A 15,737-nucleotide genomic window follows, 5' to 3' on the forward strand; every position below is an offset into this window, starting at 1 on the left:
AAAGGACTTCCTGTGACCACCGAGACCACCGCCACCCCGGCCGCCGACGCCCGGACCTGGGCCCCGGCCCACCTACCCGAGAAGATCCAGCACTACATCGCCGGCGAGCACGTCGACTCGATCGACGGCGACACCTTCGACGTGCTGAACCCGGTGACCAACGAGGCCTACATCACGGCCGCCTCGGGCAAGGTCGCCGACGTCGCCGCCGCCGTCGCCGCCGCCAAGGACGCCTTCGAGAACGGCCCCTGGCCGGGCATGCTCCCGCGGGAGCGCTCCCGGGTGCTGCACCGGATCGCCGACATCGTCGAGACCCGCGGCCAGGACCTGGCCGAGATGGAGTGCTACGACACCGGCCTGCCGATCCGCCAGGCCCTCGGGCAGGCCCGCCGCGCCGCGGAGAACTTCCGCTTCTTCGCGGACCTGATCGTCGCCCAGCACGACGACGCCTTCAAGGTCCCCGGACGCCAGGTCAACTACGTCAACCGCAAGCCCATCGGCGTGGCCGGGCTGATCACCCCGTGGAACACCCCGTTCATGCTCGAGTCCTGGAAGCTGGGCCCGGCGCTGGCCGCCGGCAACACCGTGGTCCTCAAGCCGGCCGAGTTCACCCCGCTCTCCGCCTCCCTGTGGCCGGGCATCTTCGAGGAGGCCGGCCTGCCGGCGGGCGTGTTCAACATCGTCCACGGCTTCGGCGAGGAGGGCTTCGCCGGCGACTCGCTGGTCAAGCACCCCGACGTGCCCCTGATCTCCTTCACCGGCGAGTCCCGCACCGGCCAGATCATCTTCGCCAACGCCGCGCCGCACCTGAAGGGACTGTCCATGGAGCTGGGCGGCAAGTCCCCGGCCGTCGTCTTCGCGGACGCCGACCTGGACGCCGCCATCGACGCGACCGTCTTCGGCGTCTTCTCCCTCAACGGCGAGCGCTGCACCGCCGGCTCGCGCATCCTGGTCCAGCGCGGCGTCTACGACGAGTTCGTGGAGCGCTACTCCGCCCAGGCCCGGCGCGTGCGGGTCGGCCTGCCGCACGACGAGACCACCGAGGTCGGCGCCCTCGTGCACCCGGAGCACTTCGAGAAGGTCATGTCCTACGTGGAGATCGGCAAGGGCGAGGCCCGCCTGACCGCCGGCGGCGGCCGTCCCGAGGAGTTCCCGGAGGGCAACTTCATCCGGCCGACCGTCTTCGCCGACGTGGCCCCGGACGCCCGGATCTTCCAGGAGGAGATCTTCGGCCCGGTCGTGGCCATCACCCCGTTCGACACGGACGAGGAGGCCCTGGCGCTGGCCAACAACACCAAGTACGGGCTGGCCGCCTACATCTGGACCAACGACCTCAAGCGGGCCCACAACTTCGCCCAGGGTGTCGAAGCCGGCATGGTCTGGCTCAACTCCAACAACGTCCGCGACCTGCGCACCCCGTTCGGCGGCGTCAAGGCCTCGGGCCTGGGCCACGAGGGCGGCTACCGCTCGATCGACTTCTACACCGACCAGCAGGCCGTGCACATCAACCTGGGCGAGGTCCACAACCCGGTCTTCGGCCGCCAGGAGCAGGCCGCCGAGCAGCTGCAGGCCTGACCTCCCGCGCCTGCCGACACCCATCCCTCAGCACAAAGGACACCACCATGACCCACCTCGACGACCGGACGATGACGTCCTCGGGCTTCTACGTCTCGCAGGAGGCCCCGATCGCCGCCGGCAACCCTGTCCCGACCCCCTCCGCCCCGGCCCCGGACATCCTGCGCTGCGCCTACATGGAGCTGGTGGTCACCGACCTGCAGCGCTCGCGCGACTTCTACGTGGACGTGCTCGGGCTGACCGTGACCGAGGAGGACGGGGACGCCGTCTACCTGCGCTCGCTGGAGGAGTTCATCCACCACAACCTGGTGCTGCGGAAGGGCCCGGTGGCCGCCGTCGCCGCGTTCTCCTACCGCGTCCGCACCCCGGAGGACCTGGACCGGGCGGTGGCCTTCTACGAGGAGCTCGGCTGCCGGGTCGAACGGCGCGCGGAGGGCTTCACCCGGGGCATCGGCGACTCGGTGCGCGTGGAGGACCCGCTGGGCTTCCCGTACGAGTTCTTCCACGACGTCGAGCACGTCGAGCGCCTGGCCTGGCGCTACGACCTCTACACCCCCGGCGCCCTGGTCCGGCTGGACCACTTCAACCAGGTCACCCCGGACGTGCCCCGCGCCGTGGCGTACATGCAGGACCTCGGCTTCCGGGTCACGGAGGACATCCAGGACGAGGCCGGCACCACCTACGCCGCGTGGATGCGCCGCAAGCCCACCGTGCACGACACCGCCATGACCGGCGGCGACGGCCCGCGCATGCACCACGTGGCCTTCGCCACCCACGAGAAGCACAACATCCTGGCGATCTGCGACAAGCTCGGCGCGCTGCGCATGTCCGACCGCATCGAGCGCGGACCGGGCCGCCACGGCGTCTCCAACGCGTTCTACCTGTACATCCTCGACCCGGACGGCCACCGGATCGAGATCTACACCCAGGACTACTACACCGGCGACCCGGACAACCCGGTGGTCACCTGGGACGTGCACGACAACCAGCGCCGCGACTGGTGGGGCAACCCCGTCGTGCCCTCCTGGTACACCGAGGCCTCCCTGGTCCTGGACCTGGACGGCAACCCGAAGGAGGTCGTGGCCCGCACCGACGACTCCGAGATGGAGGTCACCATCGGCGCCGACGGGTTCTCCTACACCCGCCCCGGCGACGACGCCGGCAGCTACCGGGGCGAGGCCGCCAAGGGCTTCAAGCTCGGGCACCAGCTCTGAGCGGGGCCGGGACGATGCTGGACCACGAGACCCATGTGAAGATCGCCGACGAGCTGCACCGGGCCGGACAGGACCGCACCCCGGTGCCGCTGCTGACCCAGCGCTACCCGCAGATGGAGATCGAGGACTCCTACGCGGTGCAGCGGATCTGGGCGCAGCGCCAGGAGGAGTCCGGCCGGCGCAAGGTCGGCCACAAGATCGGCCTGACCTCCAAGGCCATGCAGGACGCCACCGGCATCGACGAGCCCGACTACGGGGTCGTCTTCGACGACCAGGTGGTCGAGTCCGGCCACGTCTACGAGTGGGCGCACTACACCCACCCGCGCATCGAGATGGAGCTGGCCTTCGTGCTCAAGGAGGACCTGGCCGGCCCCGGGGTGGGCCTCTTCGACGTGCTGCGCGCGACCGAGTACGTGGTGCCGGCCCTGGAGGTGCTGGACTCCCGCATCGAGATGCAGGGCCGGACCATCACGGACACCATCTCGGACAACGCCGCCCTGGGCTCCATGGTGATCGGCGGGCGCCCCGTGGCCCCGGACGCCGTGGACCTGCGTTGGGTCGCCGGTGCGCTCTCCCGCAACGAGGAGATCATCGAGACCGGGGTGGCCTGTGGCGTGCTCAACCACCCCGCCAACGGGGTGCACTGGCTGGCCAACCGCATCGCCGGGCACGGCGACCGCCTGGAGGCCGGGGAGATCATCCTCGCCGGCTCCTTCACCCGGCCCATGTGGGTCCACGCCGGGGACACCGTCTACGCCGACTACGGGGAACTGGGGACCGTCACGTGCCGATTCGTCTAGGACTGCAGCCGAGCCTCAAGGAGCTGTTCACCGAGGACGCTCGCGCCCGGCGCCGCGGGCGTCCGGCGGCCGGCATGTTCGTCAGCTCCGGAGATCCCACCGCGACCGAGATCTGCGCCTCGGCCGGCCTGGACTACCTGCTGATCGACGCCGAGCACTCGCCGCTGGGCCCGGAGACCATCCAGGCGCAGCTGCGGGCCATGGCCGGCTACGGCTCGATCCCCGTGGTCCGGCTGCCCGGCCTGGACGAGGTCCTGGTCAAGCAGTACCTGGACCTGGGCGCGCAGTCCCTGGTGGTGCCCATGGTCGACAGCGCGGCCGACGCCGAGGCGGCCGTGCGCGCCGTGCACTACCCGCCCCGCGGGGTGCGCGGGGTGGGCTCGGCGCTCGCCCGTTCGGCCCGGTGGAACCGGGTCCCCGACTACCTCACCCGCGCCGCCGAGCTGGTCACCCTGGTAGTGCAGGTCGAGAGCGCGGCCGCCGTCGGGGCGGCCGCGCGGATCGCCGCGGTGGACGGGGTGGACGGGATCTTCGTCGGCCCCTCGGACCTCGCCGCCTCCATGGGCCTGCTCGGCCGGCAGGACCACCCGGACGTGGTCGCCGCCGTCAAGGAGGTCATCGCCGCCGTGCGGCGGACCGGGAAGTTCGTGGGCGTCAACGCCTTCGTGCCCTCCCAGGCCCAGGACTACCTCGGCGCCGGCGCCGACTTCGTCAACGTGGGCGCCGACGTCGCGCTGCTGGCCCGCGGCACGGAGGCGCTCGCCGACACCTGGTGCGCTCCGGGGGAGGAGGACCCGGGGGCGGGCACGGCGCCGCGCGGGTCCTACTGATCCGGCGGTCCCGGCCGCCCCAGGCGGGCGGCGACCAGCCCGGCGCTGTGCGCCAGCCGCCGGCCCAGCGCCTCGACGTCGAGCCCGCGGGTGGCGTAGACGACGGCCAGCGCCGCCGGCAGATGGCCGGGGACACGGAGGGGGACGGCCACGGAGGAGACGCCGTCCAGCACCTCGTTGCTGCTGACGGCGAACCCGCGCTCCCGCGTCTGCTCCACCTCCGAGCGGGGGCGGACGCCGCCCGCCAGCTCGGTGAGCTCGTCCGGGTCCATGCCCGCCTGCACGGCGAGCCCGGGGGCGCCGCGGTCCAGTGGGTGGCGCGTGCCCGGGCGCTGGGTGACGGCGTGGCCGCGGAAGGGCTCCACCGTCACCAGCGTGACGCACTCCTCCTGACCCCAGACCGCCACGAAGGCGCTCATCTGCAGCTCGTTGGCCAGTGCGGTCAGCTCCGGCAGGGCCGCGGACCGGAGGTCCTGCTGCACGCCCTGCGCGAGCACCGCCAGCCCGGGGGCGCCGATCAGCCGGCCGGTCGAGTCCCGGGTCAGCAAGCCGTGGCTCTCGAGGGTGCGCAGGATCCGGTAGGCGATCGACCGGTGGACGCCCAGCTGCGCGGCCACGTCGGCGATCGTGGGCGGCTCCTCCGCCGAGACCACCAGCTCGAGCATGCGCAGCCCCCGCGAGAGGGTCTGCGAGGGCGCGGCCGGCGTCCTGCTCTCCGGCACCTGGGCGGGAGGACGTCCCGGAGCGTTCATCGTGGCCCCTTTCGGCGGGCGGTCTGACGGAAGTCCCCGGGCCGGGTCGGCACCGAGGGGCCCGGACGGGGACGTCCGGGCGTGCGCGTGCTCCTCGCACCCCGCAGCGTGAGCGGCGTCGCAGGCTCTTGTGAGGGCGGTCACGCACCGTATATGATCACGAGCAAGAGTTCGATAAAAGAACGACGTGTTCGATTATAGAACACATGGCGCGTTCTTTCCTCTCATCCCGCCAGGAGGCCCCCTTGCTGTTCCACCACCACGGCTACGTGTCCACGGACCCGCGGGTCCAGCCCGCCGCCGGTGTGGGCGTCGACCGTTCCCCCGAGCTGCCCGAGGTCATGGACGTCCTGGTGGTCGGCTCCGGTCCCGCCGGCATGACCGCCACCGCCCAGCTGGCCGCCTTCCCGGACGTCATGACCTGCCTGGTCGACCGCCGCCCGCAGCGCCTCGAGATCGGCCAGGCGGACGGCATCCAGGCGCGCAGCGTCGAGACCTTCCAGGCGTTCGGCTTCGCCGCGGAGATCACCGCCGAGGCCTACGACCTCACCGAGATGAACTTCTGGAAGCCGGACCCGGCCGACCCGGACCACATCGTGCGCACCGCCCGGACCGTCGACGACCCGGCCGGCGTCAGCGAGTTCCCGCACCTGATCGTCAACCAGGCGCGCGTGCTGGACTACTTCGCCCGCTACGCGAGGAACGCCCCGTCCCGGACCGAGCCGTACTGGGGCTGGGAGTTCGTGCAGCTGGAGGTCGGCGAGGGGGAGCACCCCGTGACCGTCACCCTCCGGCGCACCGGCGAGCGCGCCGAGGCCGGGGTGCGCCCCGGCGAGGAGCGCGTCGTGCGCGCGAAGTACGTGCTGGGCGCCGACGGGGCCCGCTCCAAGGTCCGCCGGGACATCGGGGCCCAGCACGTCGGCGCCGTGTCCTACCACGCCTGGGGCGTCATGGACGTGCTGGTCGAGACCGACTTCCCGGACATCCGCACCAAGTGCGCCATCCAGTCCCGGCACGGCTCGATCCTGCTCATCCCGCGCGAGGGCGGCTTCCTGGTCCGCCTGTACGTGGACCTCGGCGAGGTGGGCCACGACGACGCCCACGCCGTCCGCAGCACCCCGCTGGAGGAGATCGTGCGCCAGGCCAACGCGATCGTCGCGCCCTACACCGTGGACGTGAAGGACGTCGCCTGGTGGAGCGTCTACGAGGTCGGCCACCGGGTGACCGACCGCTTCGACGACGTCCCCGTCGAGGAGGCCGGGCGGCGCAGCCCGCGCGTGTTCATCGCCGGCGACGCCTGCCACACCCACTCCGCCAAGGCGGGCCAGGGCATGAACGTGTCCATCCAGGACGCCTTCAATCTCGGCTGGAAGCTCGGCCAGGTGCTGAGCGGGGTGGCCCCGGAGAAGCTGCTGGCCACCTACACCGCCGAGCGCCAGCAGATCGCCCAGGACCTCATCGACTTCGACCGCGAGTGGTCCTCCCTGATGGCCGCCAAGCCGGAGGAGCTCGAGAGCGCGACCGCGCTGGAGGACTTCTACGTGCGGACCGCCGAGTTCCCGGCCGGCTTCATGACCGAGTACCCGGTGAGCCTGCTCCGGGGCGAGGCCGTGCACCAGGACCTGGCCACCGGCTTCCCCCTCGGCAAGCGGTTCAAGGCCCACCCGGTCAAGCGGGTCTGCGACACCAACCCGAAGTACCTGGGCCACCAGCACGTCGCCGACGGCCGCTGGCGGATCTACGCCTTCGCCGACGCCGCCGTGTCCTCCGCGGAGGACTCGGCGCTGCGGGCGTGGGCCGGGTGGATGGACTCCGCCGGGTCCCCGGTGCGCCGGTTCACCCCCGAGGGCGGGGACCTCGACGCGCTGTTCGACCTCCACGTCGTCTACCAGCAGCCGCACGAGGAGGTCGAGCTGATGCGGACGCCGTCGATCTTCCGCCCGCAGGTCGGCCCGTTCCGGATCTCGAACCTCAACAAGGTGTGGGGCGTGGACCCGGCCGACGACATCTTCGAGGCCCGCGGCCTCAGCCGCGACGGCGTCGTGGTGGTGGTCCGGCCGGACCAGTACGTGGCCCACGTGCTGCCGCTGACCGCGACCGCCGAGCTGGCGGACTTCCTGGAGAGGATCTACACCCCGTGAGCCCGCACCCGACCCCGGTCCCCACCGGCGACGACACCGGGGCGACCGTGACCGCATCCCGGCACTCCGACCGGGCCAAGCCGGGGTGGTCGCCCCGCTGCTGCTGATCCTCCTGCGCGTCGTGCAGGGCGTCTCCGCCGGCGGCGAGTGGGGCGGGGCGGCGCTGATGGCCGTGGAGCACGCGCCGGCCGGGCGCCGCGGCCTGGCCGGCTCCATGCCCCAGCTCGGCGTGCCCCTGGGCCTGCTGCTGGCCACCGCCGTCACCGCGCTGATGACCGGGGTGGTCTCCCCCGGGGAGCAGTTCCTCGCGTGGGGCTGGCGCGTCCCGTTCCTCGCCTCGGTGGTCCTCATCGCCGTCGGCTACTTCGTCCGCATCGCCGTGGACGAGTCCCCCGTCTTCCAGGAGATCGCCGCCCACCAGGAGCAGGCGAGCGTCCCGGTCGTGGAGCTGTTCCGCCGCCACTGGCACCTCGTGGTCCTCGCGGCCCTGGTCTTCGTGGGCAACAACGCCGTGGGCTACATGTCCACCGGCGGCTTCATCCCCGCCTACGCCACGTCCGAGGCCGTCGGGCTCTCCCGGACCGACGTGCTGGTGGCCATGACCTTCGCCGCCACCGTGTGGCTGCTCTCCACGCTGGCGGCCGGGATCGTCTCCGACCGGATCGGGCGCAGGCTCACCTACCAGATCGGCTACGTCTGGCTGATCCTCACCGTCTGGCCGCTGTTCCTGCTCATCGACTCGGGCTCGCTCGCCGGCCTGTACGCCGGCCTGGGCCTCGTCTGCATCGGCACGGGCCTGACCTACGGCCCCCAGGCGTCCCTCTACTCCGAGCTGTTCCCGGCGTCCATCCGGTTCTCCGGGGTGTCGATCTCCTACGCGATCGGCGCCATCCTCGGCGGCGCCTTCGCGCCGATGATCGCCCAGGCCCTGCTCGACGCCACCGGCGGCACGCCGGCCATCGCCGTCTACTTGATCGCGATGTGCACGGTGGCCCTGATCGCCGTCAGCCTGACCCGCGACCGCTCCGGGATCGACCTGTCCATCGGCAACCAGGCCGAGCAGGAGGTCGGGAGCACGGTGTTCGACCGGCGTCCGGTGCCGGCCCGGCCCCGCACGCCGGCCGGTGCCGCAGGGCAGGGGCCCCGGGTCCGCGGTGAGGCGTGACATCCTGGCCTCCTGACCCGGTCGGACCGGCGCGCGGCGCCGGGGGAGGAAGTGCGCGGTGGAGTTCTTCGAGACGATGGAGTTCGTCGGCAGGACGGTCGACGCCGCGGGCGTCGCGGCGATCGTCGTGGGCGCGCTGGTGGCGACGCTGCTGGCGGTGGTCGAACTGGTGCGCCCGCGCCGCGGCGGGGGCGCCGTCTACACGCGCTTCCGCCGGCGGCTCGGGCGCTCGATCCTGCTGGGGCTGGAGCTGCTCGTGGCCGCCGACATCATCCGCACGGTCGCCATCACCCCCACCTTCGACTCGGTGGGGGTGCTGGCGCTGATCGTGCTCATCCGGACCTTCCTCAGCTGGTCCCTCGAGCTGGAGATCAGCGGCCGGTGGCCCTGGCAGAAGGAGCCGTCGGAGGAGCCGGCGGAGGCCCCGGGCGGAGGGTCCGGCGCCCCCGCCCCGGCCCGCGACGACCGCACGGACCGCTGAGCCCGGGCCGGGGCCCGGGCGCCCGCGGTCCGGCCCGGGGCGGATCCGGCGCCCCTCCTCGCCCCGGGCCGCGGCGGCTCAGAGCCGGCGGCCCGCGGACATCGAGGCGCTCATGAACTCGGCGACGACCTTCTGCGAAGTGGCGACGTCGAGCACGAACACGCCCTCCTCGTGGCCGGCCAGCCACTGCTCGAGCTGCGCCAGCCCGGCCAGGTCCGTGATCTTCGCGCCGTCGGCGCCCATCGCCCGGCCCAGGGCGGCGAAGTCGACCTCGTCGATGAGCATCGCCTGCTCGTGCAGGCCCTTGGCGGCGTACTGGTGCAGCTCGGCGCCGTAGGCGGAGTCGTTGAGCACCACGACCACGCCGCGGCGGGTGGCGCGCAGGAACGTCTCGAGGTCGGCCAGGCCCATCAGCCCGCCGCCGTCGCCGGAGACGAAGACCGTGGTGCGGTCCGGGCGGGCGGCCGAGACCCCGGCGGCGGAGCCGAAGCCCAGCCCGATGGACTGGAAGGCCGTGCCGACGAGCACCATGGCCTGGGGGTCCGGCACGGAGAGGTACATCGGCGCCCAGCCGATGAAGTGCCCGCCGTCCATCACCACGGAGCGCTCCCGGGGCAGGATCCGCTCGAGCGCCGCGACGACCGCGCGCGGGTTGAGCCGGCCGTCCGGGCCGAACTCCGCGGGGTCCTCGACGGGGTCGGCGGAGCGGAACGCCTCCGTGGCGACCTCCGGCACGGCCGCACGCCAGGTGCGGGACTCCTCGGCGGCCGGGACCCGGCCCGTGAGGGCCTCGAGGAACGGGGCGAGGTCCGCGCGCACGTAGTCGGTGACCTGCGGGTGGGTCAGCTGCTCCGCGGGCTCGTTGTCGATCCGCACCACCCGGGTGCCCTCCGCGAAGAGGGTGCCGTAGCGGGACTGGAAGGCGTTCAACGACGCCCCGGCCACGAGCACCACGTCGGCCTGCCGCGCCAGGGCCAGGCGGTGGTCCCGGGTGAAGCCGCCGGCGATGCCGAGGTCCCACGGGCTGGCGAAGGCCCCGGCGGCCATCACGGAGGTCATGAACAGGCCCCCGATCCGGTCCCCGAGCTCGCGCAGCGGGGTCACGGCCCCGGCGAGCACCACGCCCCGGCCGGCGAGCAGCAGCGGCCGCCGCGCCTCGCGCAGGATCTCGGCGACCCGGTCCAGCTCCTCCGTCGTGGCGTGCCAGGCGGGCCTGGCCGGCAGGGCGTCCAGGGCGACCGGGTCGGTGAGCGGGGCGGTGCCGTGGTCGTAGGGGATCGCGAGCACGACCGGCTGCACGGTGCGCTCGGCGAGGTCGAAGGCCCGGTGGGCGATCGCCACGGCGTTGTCCGGCCGGGCGACCAGGGTGGTCACCCCCACGGCGGCGGCCGCGGCCGTCTGGTTGACGTCGAACGCGCGGCGTCCCGTGCTCGGGGCGTCGCCGACGACGAGCACGAGCGGGATCCGGGCCAGCCGCGCCTCGGCCAGGGCGGTGTAGGCGTTGGTGAAGCCGGCGCCGTACGTCGTCGTCGCCGCTCCGACCCGCCCGGTGGCCCGGTGCCAGGCGTCGGCCATCGCGACGGTCGCGGCCTCGTGCCGGCCGGACGTGAAGGGGAAGCCCCGGCGGGTGAGGGTGCTGATCAGGTGGGCGTTGCCGTTGCCCATCAGCCCGAACAGGTGGTCGGTGCGCTCGGCCAGCACGTCCGCCACGGCGGTCGAGACGGTCGGGGCCCCGGCGGCGGGGGACGGGCCGGCGGGGGACGGGCCGGTGGAGGTCTGCGCGGTGGAGGTCTGCGGGGCGGAGGGAGTCACGGGGTTCGGCCTCTCGGGTCGGCGGGACGGGGTGGTCAGCGGGCGGGGAACGCCGCGCGGTCGGCGAGCACGGCCAGCACGCGGTCGTTCGTGGCGGGGTCGGCGAGGGTGATCCGCACGCCGTCGCCGGGGTAGGCGCGCACGAGCACGTCGGCCCGGTCGAAGGCCTCGGTGAGGGCTGCGCGCAGGGTCTCGCCGGCGCGCAGCCACAGGAAGTTGGCCTGGCTCGGCGGCACCGCCCACCCGGCCGCGCGCAGGGCGCCGGTGACCCGGCCGCGCTCGGCGGCCACGGCGGCGGCGCGCTCGCGCAGCTCGTCGGCGGCGTCCAGGGAGCGGATCGCCGCCCGCTGCGCCACGGTGCTCACGCCGAAGGGCAGCGCGACCCGGCGCAGGCCCTCGGCGAGCCCCTCGTGGGCCACCGCGTAGCCCACCCGCAGGCCGGCCAGCCCGTAGGCCTTCGAGAACGTGCGCAGCACGCAGACGTTGGGGTGGGCCCGGAACAGCGCCAGGGCGTCGAGCGGGGCCTCCTCGTCGACGTACTCGACGTAGGCCTCGTCGACGACGACGAGCACGTGCGGCGGGACGGCGGCGAGGAACCGCTCCAGCGCCGCGTGCGGCACGGCCGTGCCCGTGGGGTTGTTGGGGGAGCACACCAGCACCGCGCGGGTGCGGTCGGTGACCGCCGCGGCCATGGCGTCCAGGTCGTGGCCCTCGTCCGCGGTCAGCGGCACGGGCACGGCCGTGGCGCCGGTAAGGCTCACCAGGATGGGGTAGGCCTCGAAGGAGCGCCACGCGAGGACGACCTCGTCGCCGGGGCCGCAGGTCGCCCCGAGGATCTGCTGGAGCACGCCCACGCTGCCGGGGCCCACGGCGACCTCCTCCGGGCGCACGCCCAGGAACGCCGCGATCCGCTCGCGCAGCTCCACCGCGCCCAGGTCCGGGTAGCGGTTCATCCGCCCGGCCGCCTCCCGGACGTCGGCGAGCACCGAGGGCAGGGGGTCGTAGTGGCTCTCGTTGGAGGCCAGCGCGGCGGTGAGCTCGCCGGAGGCCCGGCGCCCGGCCACGTAGCCGGGCAGCCGGGCCACGACCGGGCGCAGCGGCGGCTCCGCGGAGGGGCCGGGTGCGGTCCCGGCCGGGCGGATGGTGGGGCTGCTGGTCACGGTGGGCCTTCCTCGGGCGGGGCGCCCGGTCCGGGCGGGACGTCCCGGGTGCTTCCGGGGTTCCTCCGCCATGCTCGCGGGGGGCCGTGATCTGCGCAACACATCCGACCCGGAGTGCGACAGATGATCAACGGCAGAGGGTTCTGCTGACAGAATGCCCACTGTGCACACCCTCGACGCCCTGGACGCCCGGATCCTGCTCGCCCTCGACGACGACCCCGCGGCGACCGTGCTCGCCCTGGCCCGCACGCTCGGGGTCGCGCGCAACACCGTCCACGCCCGGCTGCGCCGCCTGACCGAGGGCGGGGTGCTGCGGTCGCCCAGCCGCCGGGTGGACCCGCGGGCGCTGGGCTACGACCTGACGGCGTTCGTGGAGCTGTCCATCCGCCAGGGGGCGGGGGAGGAGGCCCTGGCGGGACTGCGGGCGATCCCGGAGATCATCGAGATCCACGCGACCACCGGGGACGCCGACCTGCTGGCGCGCGTGGTGGCCCGCGGCACCGAGGACCTGCACCGGATCACGAACCTCGTGGTGGAGACCCCGGGGGTGCTGCGGACCAGCACGGCGATCTCGCTGCTCGAGGTGATGCCGCTGCGCGTCACCGAGCTGCTGCGCCGCACCGCCGGGGAGCGCTGAGCCGGGCCCCCGCCGCAGCCCCGACGACGGACGCCCGCCGCCGCCCCGGTCGGGGCGGCGGCGGGCGTGCGTCGTGAGCGGTGCCGGGCTCAGTCGCGCTTCTCGGCGGTCTCCGCGGCCGAGAGGATCCCGGCGGCCTCCGGGTGCTCGGCGAGGTAGTCCCGGTGCACGTCCTCGACGTGCAGGTCGGTGCCCTGGATGGTCTTGGGCACCAGGGACACGGCGATGAAGGAGACGATCGCGATGCCGGCGATGTAGACGCCGATCGTCCAGGACTGCCCGGTCTGGTTGAGCAGCAGCTGGGCGATCATCGGGGCGAAGGCGCCGCCGACGATCGAGCCGAACGCGTAGCCGATCGAGACCCCGGAGTAGCGCACGCGGGCCGGGAACATCTCGGCGTAGAGCGCGGACTGCGGTCCGTAGGAGGGGCCGAGGCCCACGGTGAGGATCACGATGGCCAGGGCGAACAGCGGCAGGGACGCGGTGTCGAGCAGGAACCACATCGGGACCGCCCAGAGGATGATGATGCCGTAGCCGATCTGGAAGGTGCGCACGCGCCCGATCCGGTCCGAGATCCAGCCGCCGAACATGGTGAACACGAGCCAGCCGACGCCGCCGACCAGGGAGGCGATCAGGGTCTGCGAGCGCGGCATGCCGAGGGCCTGCGCGCCGTAGGAGGCGAAGAACGCGATGACCAGGTAGCCGGCGGCGTTGTTCGCGGCGAAGATCAGCGCCGCGAGGACGACCTCCTTGGAGTTGTGCTTGAACAGCTGGCCCAGCGGGGCGGAGGACTCCTTCTTGCGCAGCTGCATCTCCTTGAACACCGGGGACTCGTCCACGGTCTTGCGGATCAGGTAGCCGACCACGATGAGCACCACGGAGGAGAGGAACGGGATCCGCCAGCCCCAGGCCTGGAAGTCCTCCGGGGACATCGTCGAGGTCAGGGCGAACATGAAGGTGGTGGCCAGCAGCATGCCCAGCGGCACGCCGATCTGCGGGTACGCCCCGAACAGCCCGCGCTTGTTCCGCGGGGCGTGCTCCACGGACATCAGGGCCGCACCACCCCACTCGCCGCCGGCGGAGAAGCCCTGCATGATGCGCAGGAGCACCAGCAGGATCGGGGCCCAGATGCCGATCGCGGCGTAGGTGGGCAGCAGGCCGATCAGCATGGTCGCCGCGCCCATCCCCACGAGGGTGAGGACCAGCACGAGCTTGCGGCCGTACTTGTCGCCGAGGTGGCCGGCCACCACCGCCCCCAGCGGGCGGAACAGGAAGCTGATGCCCAGGGAGGCCCACGCGACCACCTGGGCGAGGCCGGCGTTCTCCTGGCTCAGCGGCTCGAAGAACAGTGGCGCGAGGACGAAGGCGGCGGCCTGGGCGTAGATGAAGAAGTCGTACCACTCGATGGTGGTGCCCACGAGCGTGCCGGCGAGGACCTTGCGCTCCTCGCGGGACATCTCGTGCCGCCCTGCCGGGGCGGAATCAGCGTGCGCCATGGGATCTCCAGTGGGGTCGGGGACGGTGCCGTCCTCGGCGGAACCGAACGCCTAATAACCGAACGTTCGGTAGTTCAACAGGATCCTACGGAGAAAAGTGACGGCTGTCACTACACGGGCCGGGGGACGGGCCTCTGTGTCGGGGGAAAGACGGTGCCCGGGCGGCCGTGCCGGGCCGGCCCCGGACACCGTGACGCCGCCGGGTCCGGGGTGGGGCCGGACCCGGCGGCGCCGCTCAGCCGAACAGCCGCTGCGAGGCGAGGTCCGCGCCGGCCGTGAGGGCCTCGAGCTTGGCCCACGCGATCTGCGGGTGCACCCGCCCGCCCAGGCCGCAGTCGGTCGAGGCGATGACGTTCTCGCGCCCGACGTGGCGCGCGAACCGTTCGATCCGGTCCGCGACGAGCTCGGGGTGCTCCACCACGTTCGTGGCATGGGAGACGACCCCGGGCACGATGACCTTCCCCTCGGGCAGCCGGTGGTCCTCCCAGACCCGCCACTCGTGCTCGTGCCGGACGTTGGCGGCCTCGAAGCTGTAGCCGCCGGCCCGGATCGAGAGCATGAGCTCCACGAGGTGCTTGAACTCGAGGTCCGTGGTGTGCGGGCCGTGCCAGGACCCCCAGCACAGGTGGAAGCGCACCTGCTCCTCCGGGATGCCCTCGAGGGCGTAGTTGAGGGCCTCCACGCGCTTGCGGGTGAACGCGAGGTAGTCCTCCACACCGGGCTCCGGATTGACCTGGTCCCAGTTCTCCGCGATGGACGGGTCGTCGATCTGCACGATCAGCCCGGCGTCGGTGATGGCCCGGTACTCCTCCCGCATGACCTCGGCGCACGCGGTGAGGACCTCGTCCTCGTCGGCGTAGTACGAGTTTTCCAGCCGGGCGCAGGAGCCGGGGGAGAGGGAGGCGAGGTAGCCCTCGCTCGCACCCGTGGCCTGCAGCGCGGCCTTGAGGTTGCGGATGTCCGCCTCCAGCGCCGCGTGGCCGGTGTACTCGAGCTTCCCGGTGATCTGCGGGAACGGGGCCTGCTTGCCCGTGGTGATCCCGGACGTGGGGTCCGAGTAGGCGTCGGCGAAGATCCGGCGGTCGCGGCGGTCCCCGAAGCTCGTCAGCACCACGTGGCCGGGGGAGGAGCGCCGCGGCTCCAGCTCCCACAGGTCCACGGTGCCGGGGGTGAGGCCCGAGATCCGGGCGAAGACGTAGTGCCACCACGCGCCGTAGTCCACCTCCGAGGCCATGACGTGGCCGTACTCGCCGTCGTTGACGACGTCGACGCCCGCGTCGCGCTGCCGGCGCACGACGTCGACCACGGAGTCCTGGAGGAGCCGGTCGTACTCGGCCTCCGGCACGTTGCCCTTGGCGCGGTTGGCCTCCAGCAGCTCGGGCGTGCGCGGCAGGGACCCCACGTGGGACGTGAGGATGCGGTCGGTACTGTGCAGCATGAGGCGCTGTCCTTTCCATCGGTCCTGGCGGTAGCACCGGGGCGGCGGGCGCGGGGGCCGTCCGTGCGGGTTGCTGCGGCGTCGTCGAGCCAGGTCTCTCGGCCGCTCTGGATGGTGACGGTCCCATCCAATCCCACGGCCCGGACGTGGCGCCATTCGGGGTCCGCGTGACGGGCATGACGCCGTGTGACGCGCGGGTCCCTGCTCGCCGTCGTGCTCCGGATCACATACCGTGA

13 protein-coding genes are annotated in these 15,737 nt (G+C 73.0%); 8 read left to right on the forward strand and 5 right to left on the reverse strand.

Going from position 1 to position 15,737, the window contains the following annotated elements:
• Positions 1 to 12 precede the first annotated feature (12 nt).
• The 4 genes from hpaE to ACWCOM_RS08655 are packed head-to-tail and all read left to right on the forward strand — an operon-like array spanning position 13 to position 4,419.
• Positions 13 to 1,575 carry a 5-carboxymethyl-2-hydroxymuconate semialdehyde dehydrogenase gene (hpaE, locus tag ACWCOM_RS08640; protein ID WP_454548334.1) on the forward strand — a complete coding sequence of 521 codons (1,563 nt, stop codon included), beginning with the start codon at positions 13 to 15 and terminating at the stop codon, positions 1,573 to 1,575.
• 47 nt (positions 1,576 to 1,622) lie between these two features.
• Positions 1,623 to 2,789 carry a 3,4-dihydroxyphenylacetate 2,3-dioxygenase gene (gene hpaD / locus ACWCOM_RS08645; protein ID WP_454548335.1) on the forward strand — a complete coding sequence of 389 codons (1,167 nt, stop codon included), beginning with the start codon at positions 1,623 to 1,625 and terminating at the stop codon, positions 2,787 to 2,789.
• Between the two features lie 14 nt (positions 2,790 to 2,803).
• Entirely contained in the window at positions 2,804 to 3,589 is a 786-nt protein-coding gene (locus ACWCOM_RS08650; protein WP_454548336.1) for a 2-keto-4-pentenoate hydratase, read from the forward strand.
• On the forward strand, positions 3,574 to 4,419 hold the full coding sequence (locus tag ACWCOM_RS08655; protein WP_454548337.1) for an HpcH/HpaI aldolase family protein: 846 nt from the start codon (positions 3,574 to 3,576) through the stop codon (positions 4,417 to 4,419). Before ACWCOM_RS08650 ends, ACWCOM_RS08655 begins: the two co-directional genes overlap by 16 nt.
• Here ACWCOM_RS08655 and ACWCOM_RS08660 read toward each other — a convergent pair.
• On the reverse strand, positions 4,413 to 5,171 hold the full coding sequence (locus tag ACWCOM_RS08660; RefSeq protein ID WP_454548338.1) for an IclR family transcriptional regulator: 759 nt from the start codon (positions 5,169 to 5,171) through the stop codon (positions 4,413 to 4,415). The two genes, ACWCOM_RS08655 and ACWCOM_RS08660, sit on opposite strands and share 7 nt — an antisense overlap.
• Positions 5,172 to 5,416: 245 nt before the next feature.
• Between ACWCOM_RS08660 and ACWCOM_RS08665 the strand changes: the two genes are divergently transcribed.
• The 3 genes from ACWCOM_RS08665 (at position 5,417) to ACWCOM_RS08675 (ending at position 8,958) form a co-directional block, all read left to right on the forward strand.
• Entirely contained in the window at positions 5,417 to 7,312 is a 1,896-nt protein-coding gene (locus ACWCOM_RS08665; RefSeq protein WP_454548420.1) for an FAD-dependent monooxygenase, read from the forward strand.
• 85 nt (positions 7,313 to 7,397) lie between these two features.
• The gene (locus ACWCOM_RS08670; RefSeq protein ID WP_454548339.1) at positions 7,398 to 8,477 is read left to right on the forward strand and encodes an MFS transporter; all 1,080 of its coding nucleotides are present in this window, start codon (positions 7,398 to 7,400) and stop codon (positions 8,475 to 8,477) included.
• A 58-nt stretch (positions 8,478 to 8,535) separates the two neighbouring features.
• Entirely contained in the window at positions 8,536 to 8,958 is a 423-nt protein-coding gene (locus ACWCOM_RS08675; protein WP_454548340.1) for a DUF1622 domain-containing protein, read from the forward strand.
• 78 nt (positions 8,959 to 9,036) lie between these two features.
• On the opposite strand, the gene ACWCOM_RS08680 is transcribed toward ACWCOM_RS08675, so the two are convergent.
• Positions 9,037 to 10,770 (reverse strand): thiamine pyrophosphate-binding protein, encoded by a 1,734-nt coding sequence (locus ACWCOM_RS08680; RefSeq protein ID WP_454548341.1) that lies wholly within the window; start codon positions 10,768 to 10,770, stop codon positions 9,037 to 9,039.
• 35 nt (positions 10,771 to 10,805) lie between these two features.
• Positions 10,806 to 11,930: a histidinol-phosphate transaminase gene (hisC, locus tag ACWCOM_RS08685; protein WP_454548342.1), complete on the reverse strand. Its 1,125-nt coding sequence runs from the start codon at positions 11,928 to 11,930 to the stop codon at positions 10,806 to 10,808.
• Positions 11,931 to 12,084: 154 nt separating this feature from the next.
• On the opposite strand from hisC, the gene ACWCOM_RS08690 reads away from it, so the two are divergent.
• The gene (locus tag ACWCOM_RS08690) at positions 12,085 to 12,567 is read left to right on the forward strand and encodes an Lrp/AsnC family transcriptional regulator (RefSeq protein WP_454548343.1); all 483 of its coding nucleotides are present in this window, start codon (positions 12,085 to 12,087) and stop codon (positions 12,565 to 12,567) included.
• Between the two features lie 89 nt (positions 12,568 to 12,656).
• On the opposite strand, the gene ACWCOM_RS08695 is transcribed toward ACWCOM_RS08690, so the two are convergent.
• On the reverse strand, positions 12,657 to 14,063 hold the full coding sequence (locus tag ACWCOM_RS08695) for an MFS transporter (RefSeq protein WP_454548344.1): 1,407 nt from the start codon (positions 14,061 to 14,063) through the stop codon (positions 12,657 to 12,659).
• A gap of 235 nt (positions 14,064 to 14,298) precedes the next feature.
• The gene (locus ACWCOM_RS08700) at positions 14,299 to 15,501 is read right to left on the reverse strand and encodes a cobalamin-independent methionine synthase II family protein (RefSeq protein WP_454548345.1); all 1,203 of its coding nucleotides are present in this window, start codon (positions 15,499 to 15,501) and stop codon (positions 14,299 to 14,301) included.
• Between the last annotated feature and the right edge of the window lie 236 nt (positions 15,502 to 15,737).

It is taken from the genome of Kocuria sp. KH4, assembly GCF_053711175.1.

Bases quoted from the DNA above. Each gene is read 5' to 3' on its own strand.
- ACWCOM_RS08650 (WP_454548336.1), top strand. From the start codon at position 2,804: ATGCTGGACCACGAGACCCATGTGAAGATCGCCGACGAGCTGCACCGG.
- hpaD (WP_454548335.1), top strand. From the start codon at position 1,623: ATGACCCACCTCGACGACCGGACGATGACGTCCTCGGGCTTCTACGTC.
- ACWCOM_RS08690 (WP_454548343.1), top strand. From the start codon at position 12,085: ATGCCCACTGTGCACACCCTCGACGCCCTGGACGCCCGGATCCTGCTC.
- ACWCOM_RS08660 (WP_454548338.1), bottom strand. From the start codon at position 5,171: ATGAACGCTCCGGGACGTCCTCCCGCCCAGGTGCCGGAGAGCAGGACG.
- ACWCOM_RS08695 (WP_454548344.1), bottom strand. From the start codon at position 14,063: ATGGCGCACGCTGATTCCGCCCCGGCAGGGCGGCACGAGATGTCCCGC.
- ACWCOM_RS08700 (WP_454548345.1), bottom strand. From the start codon at position 15,501: ATGCTGCACAGTACCGACCGCATCCTCACGTCCCACGTGGGGTCCCTG.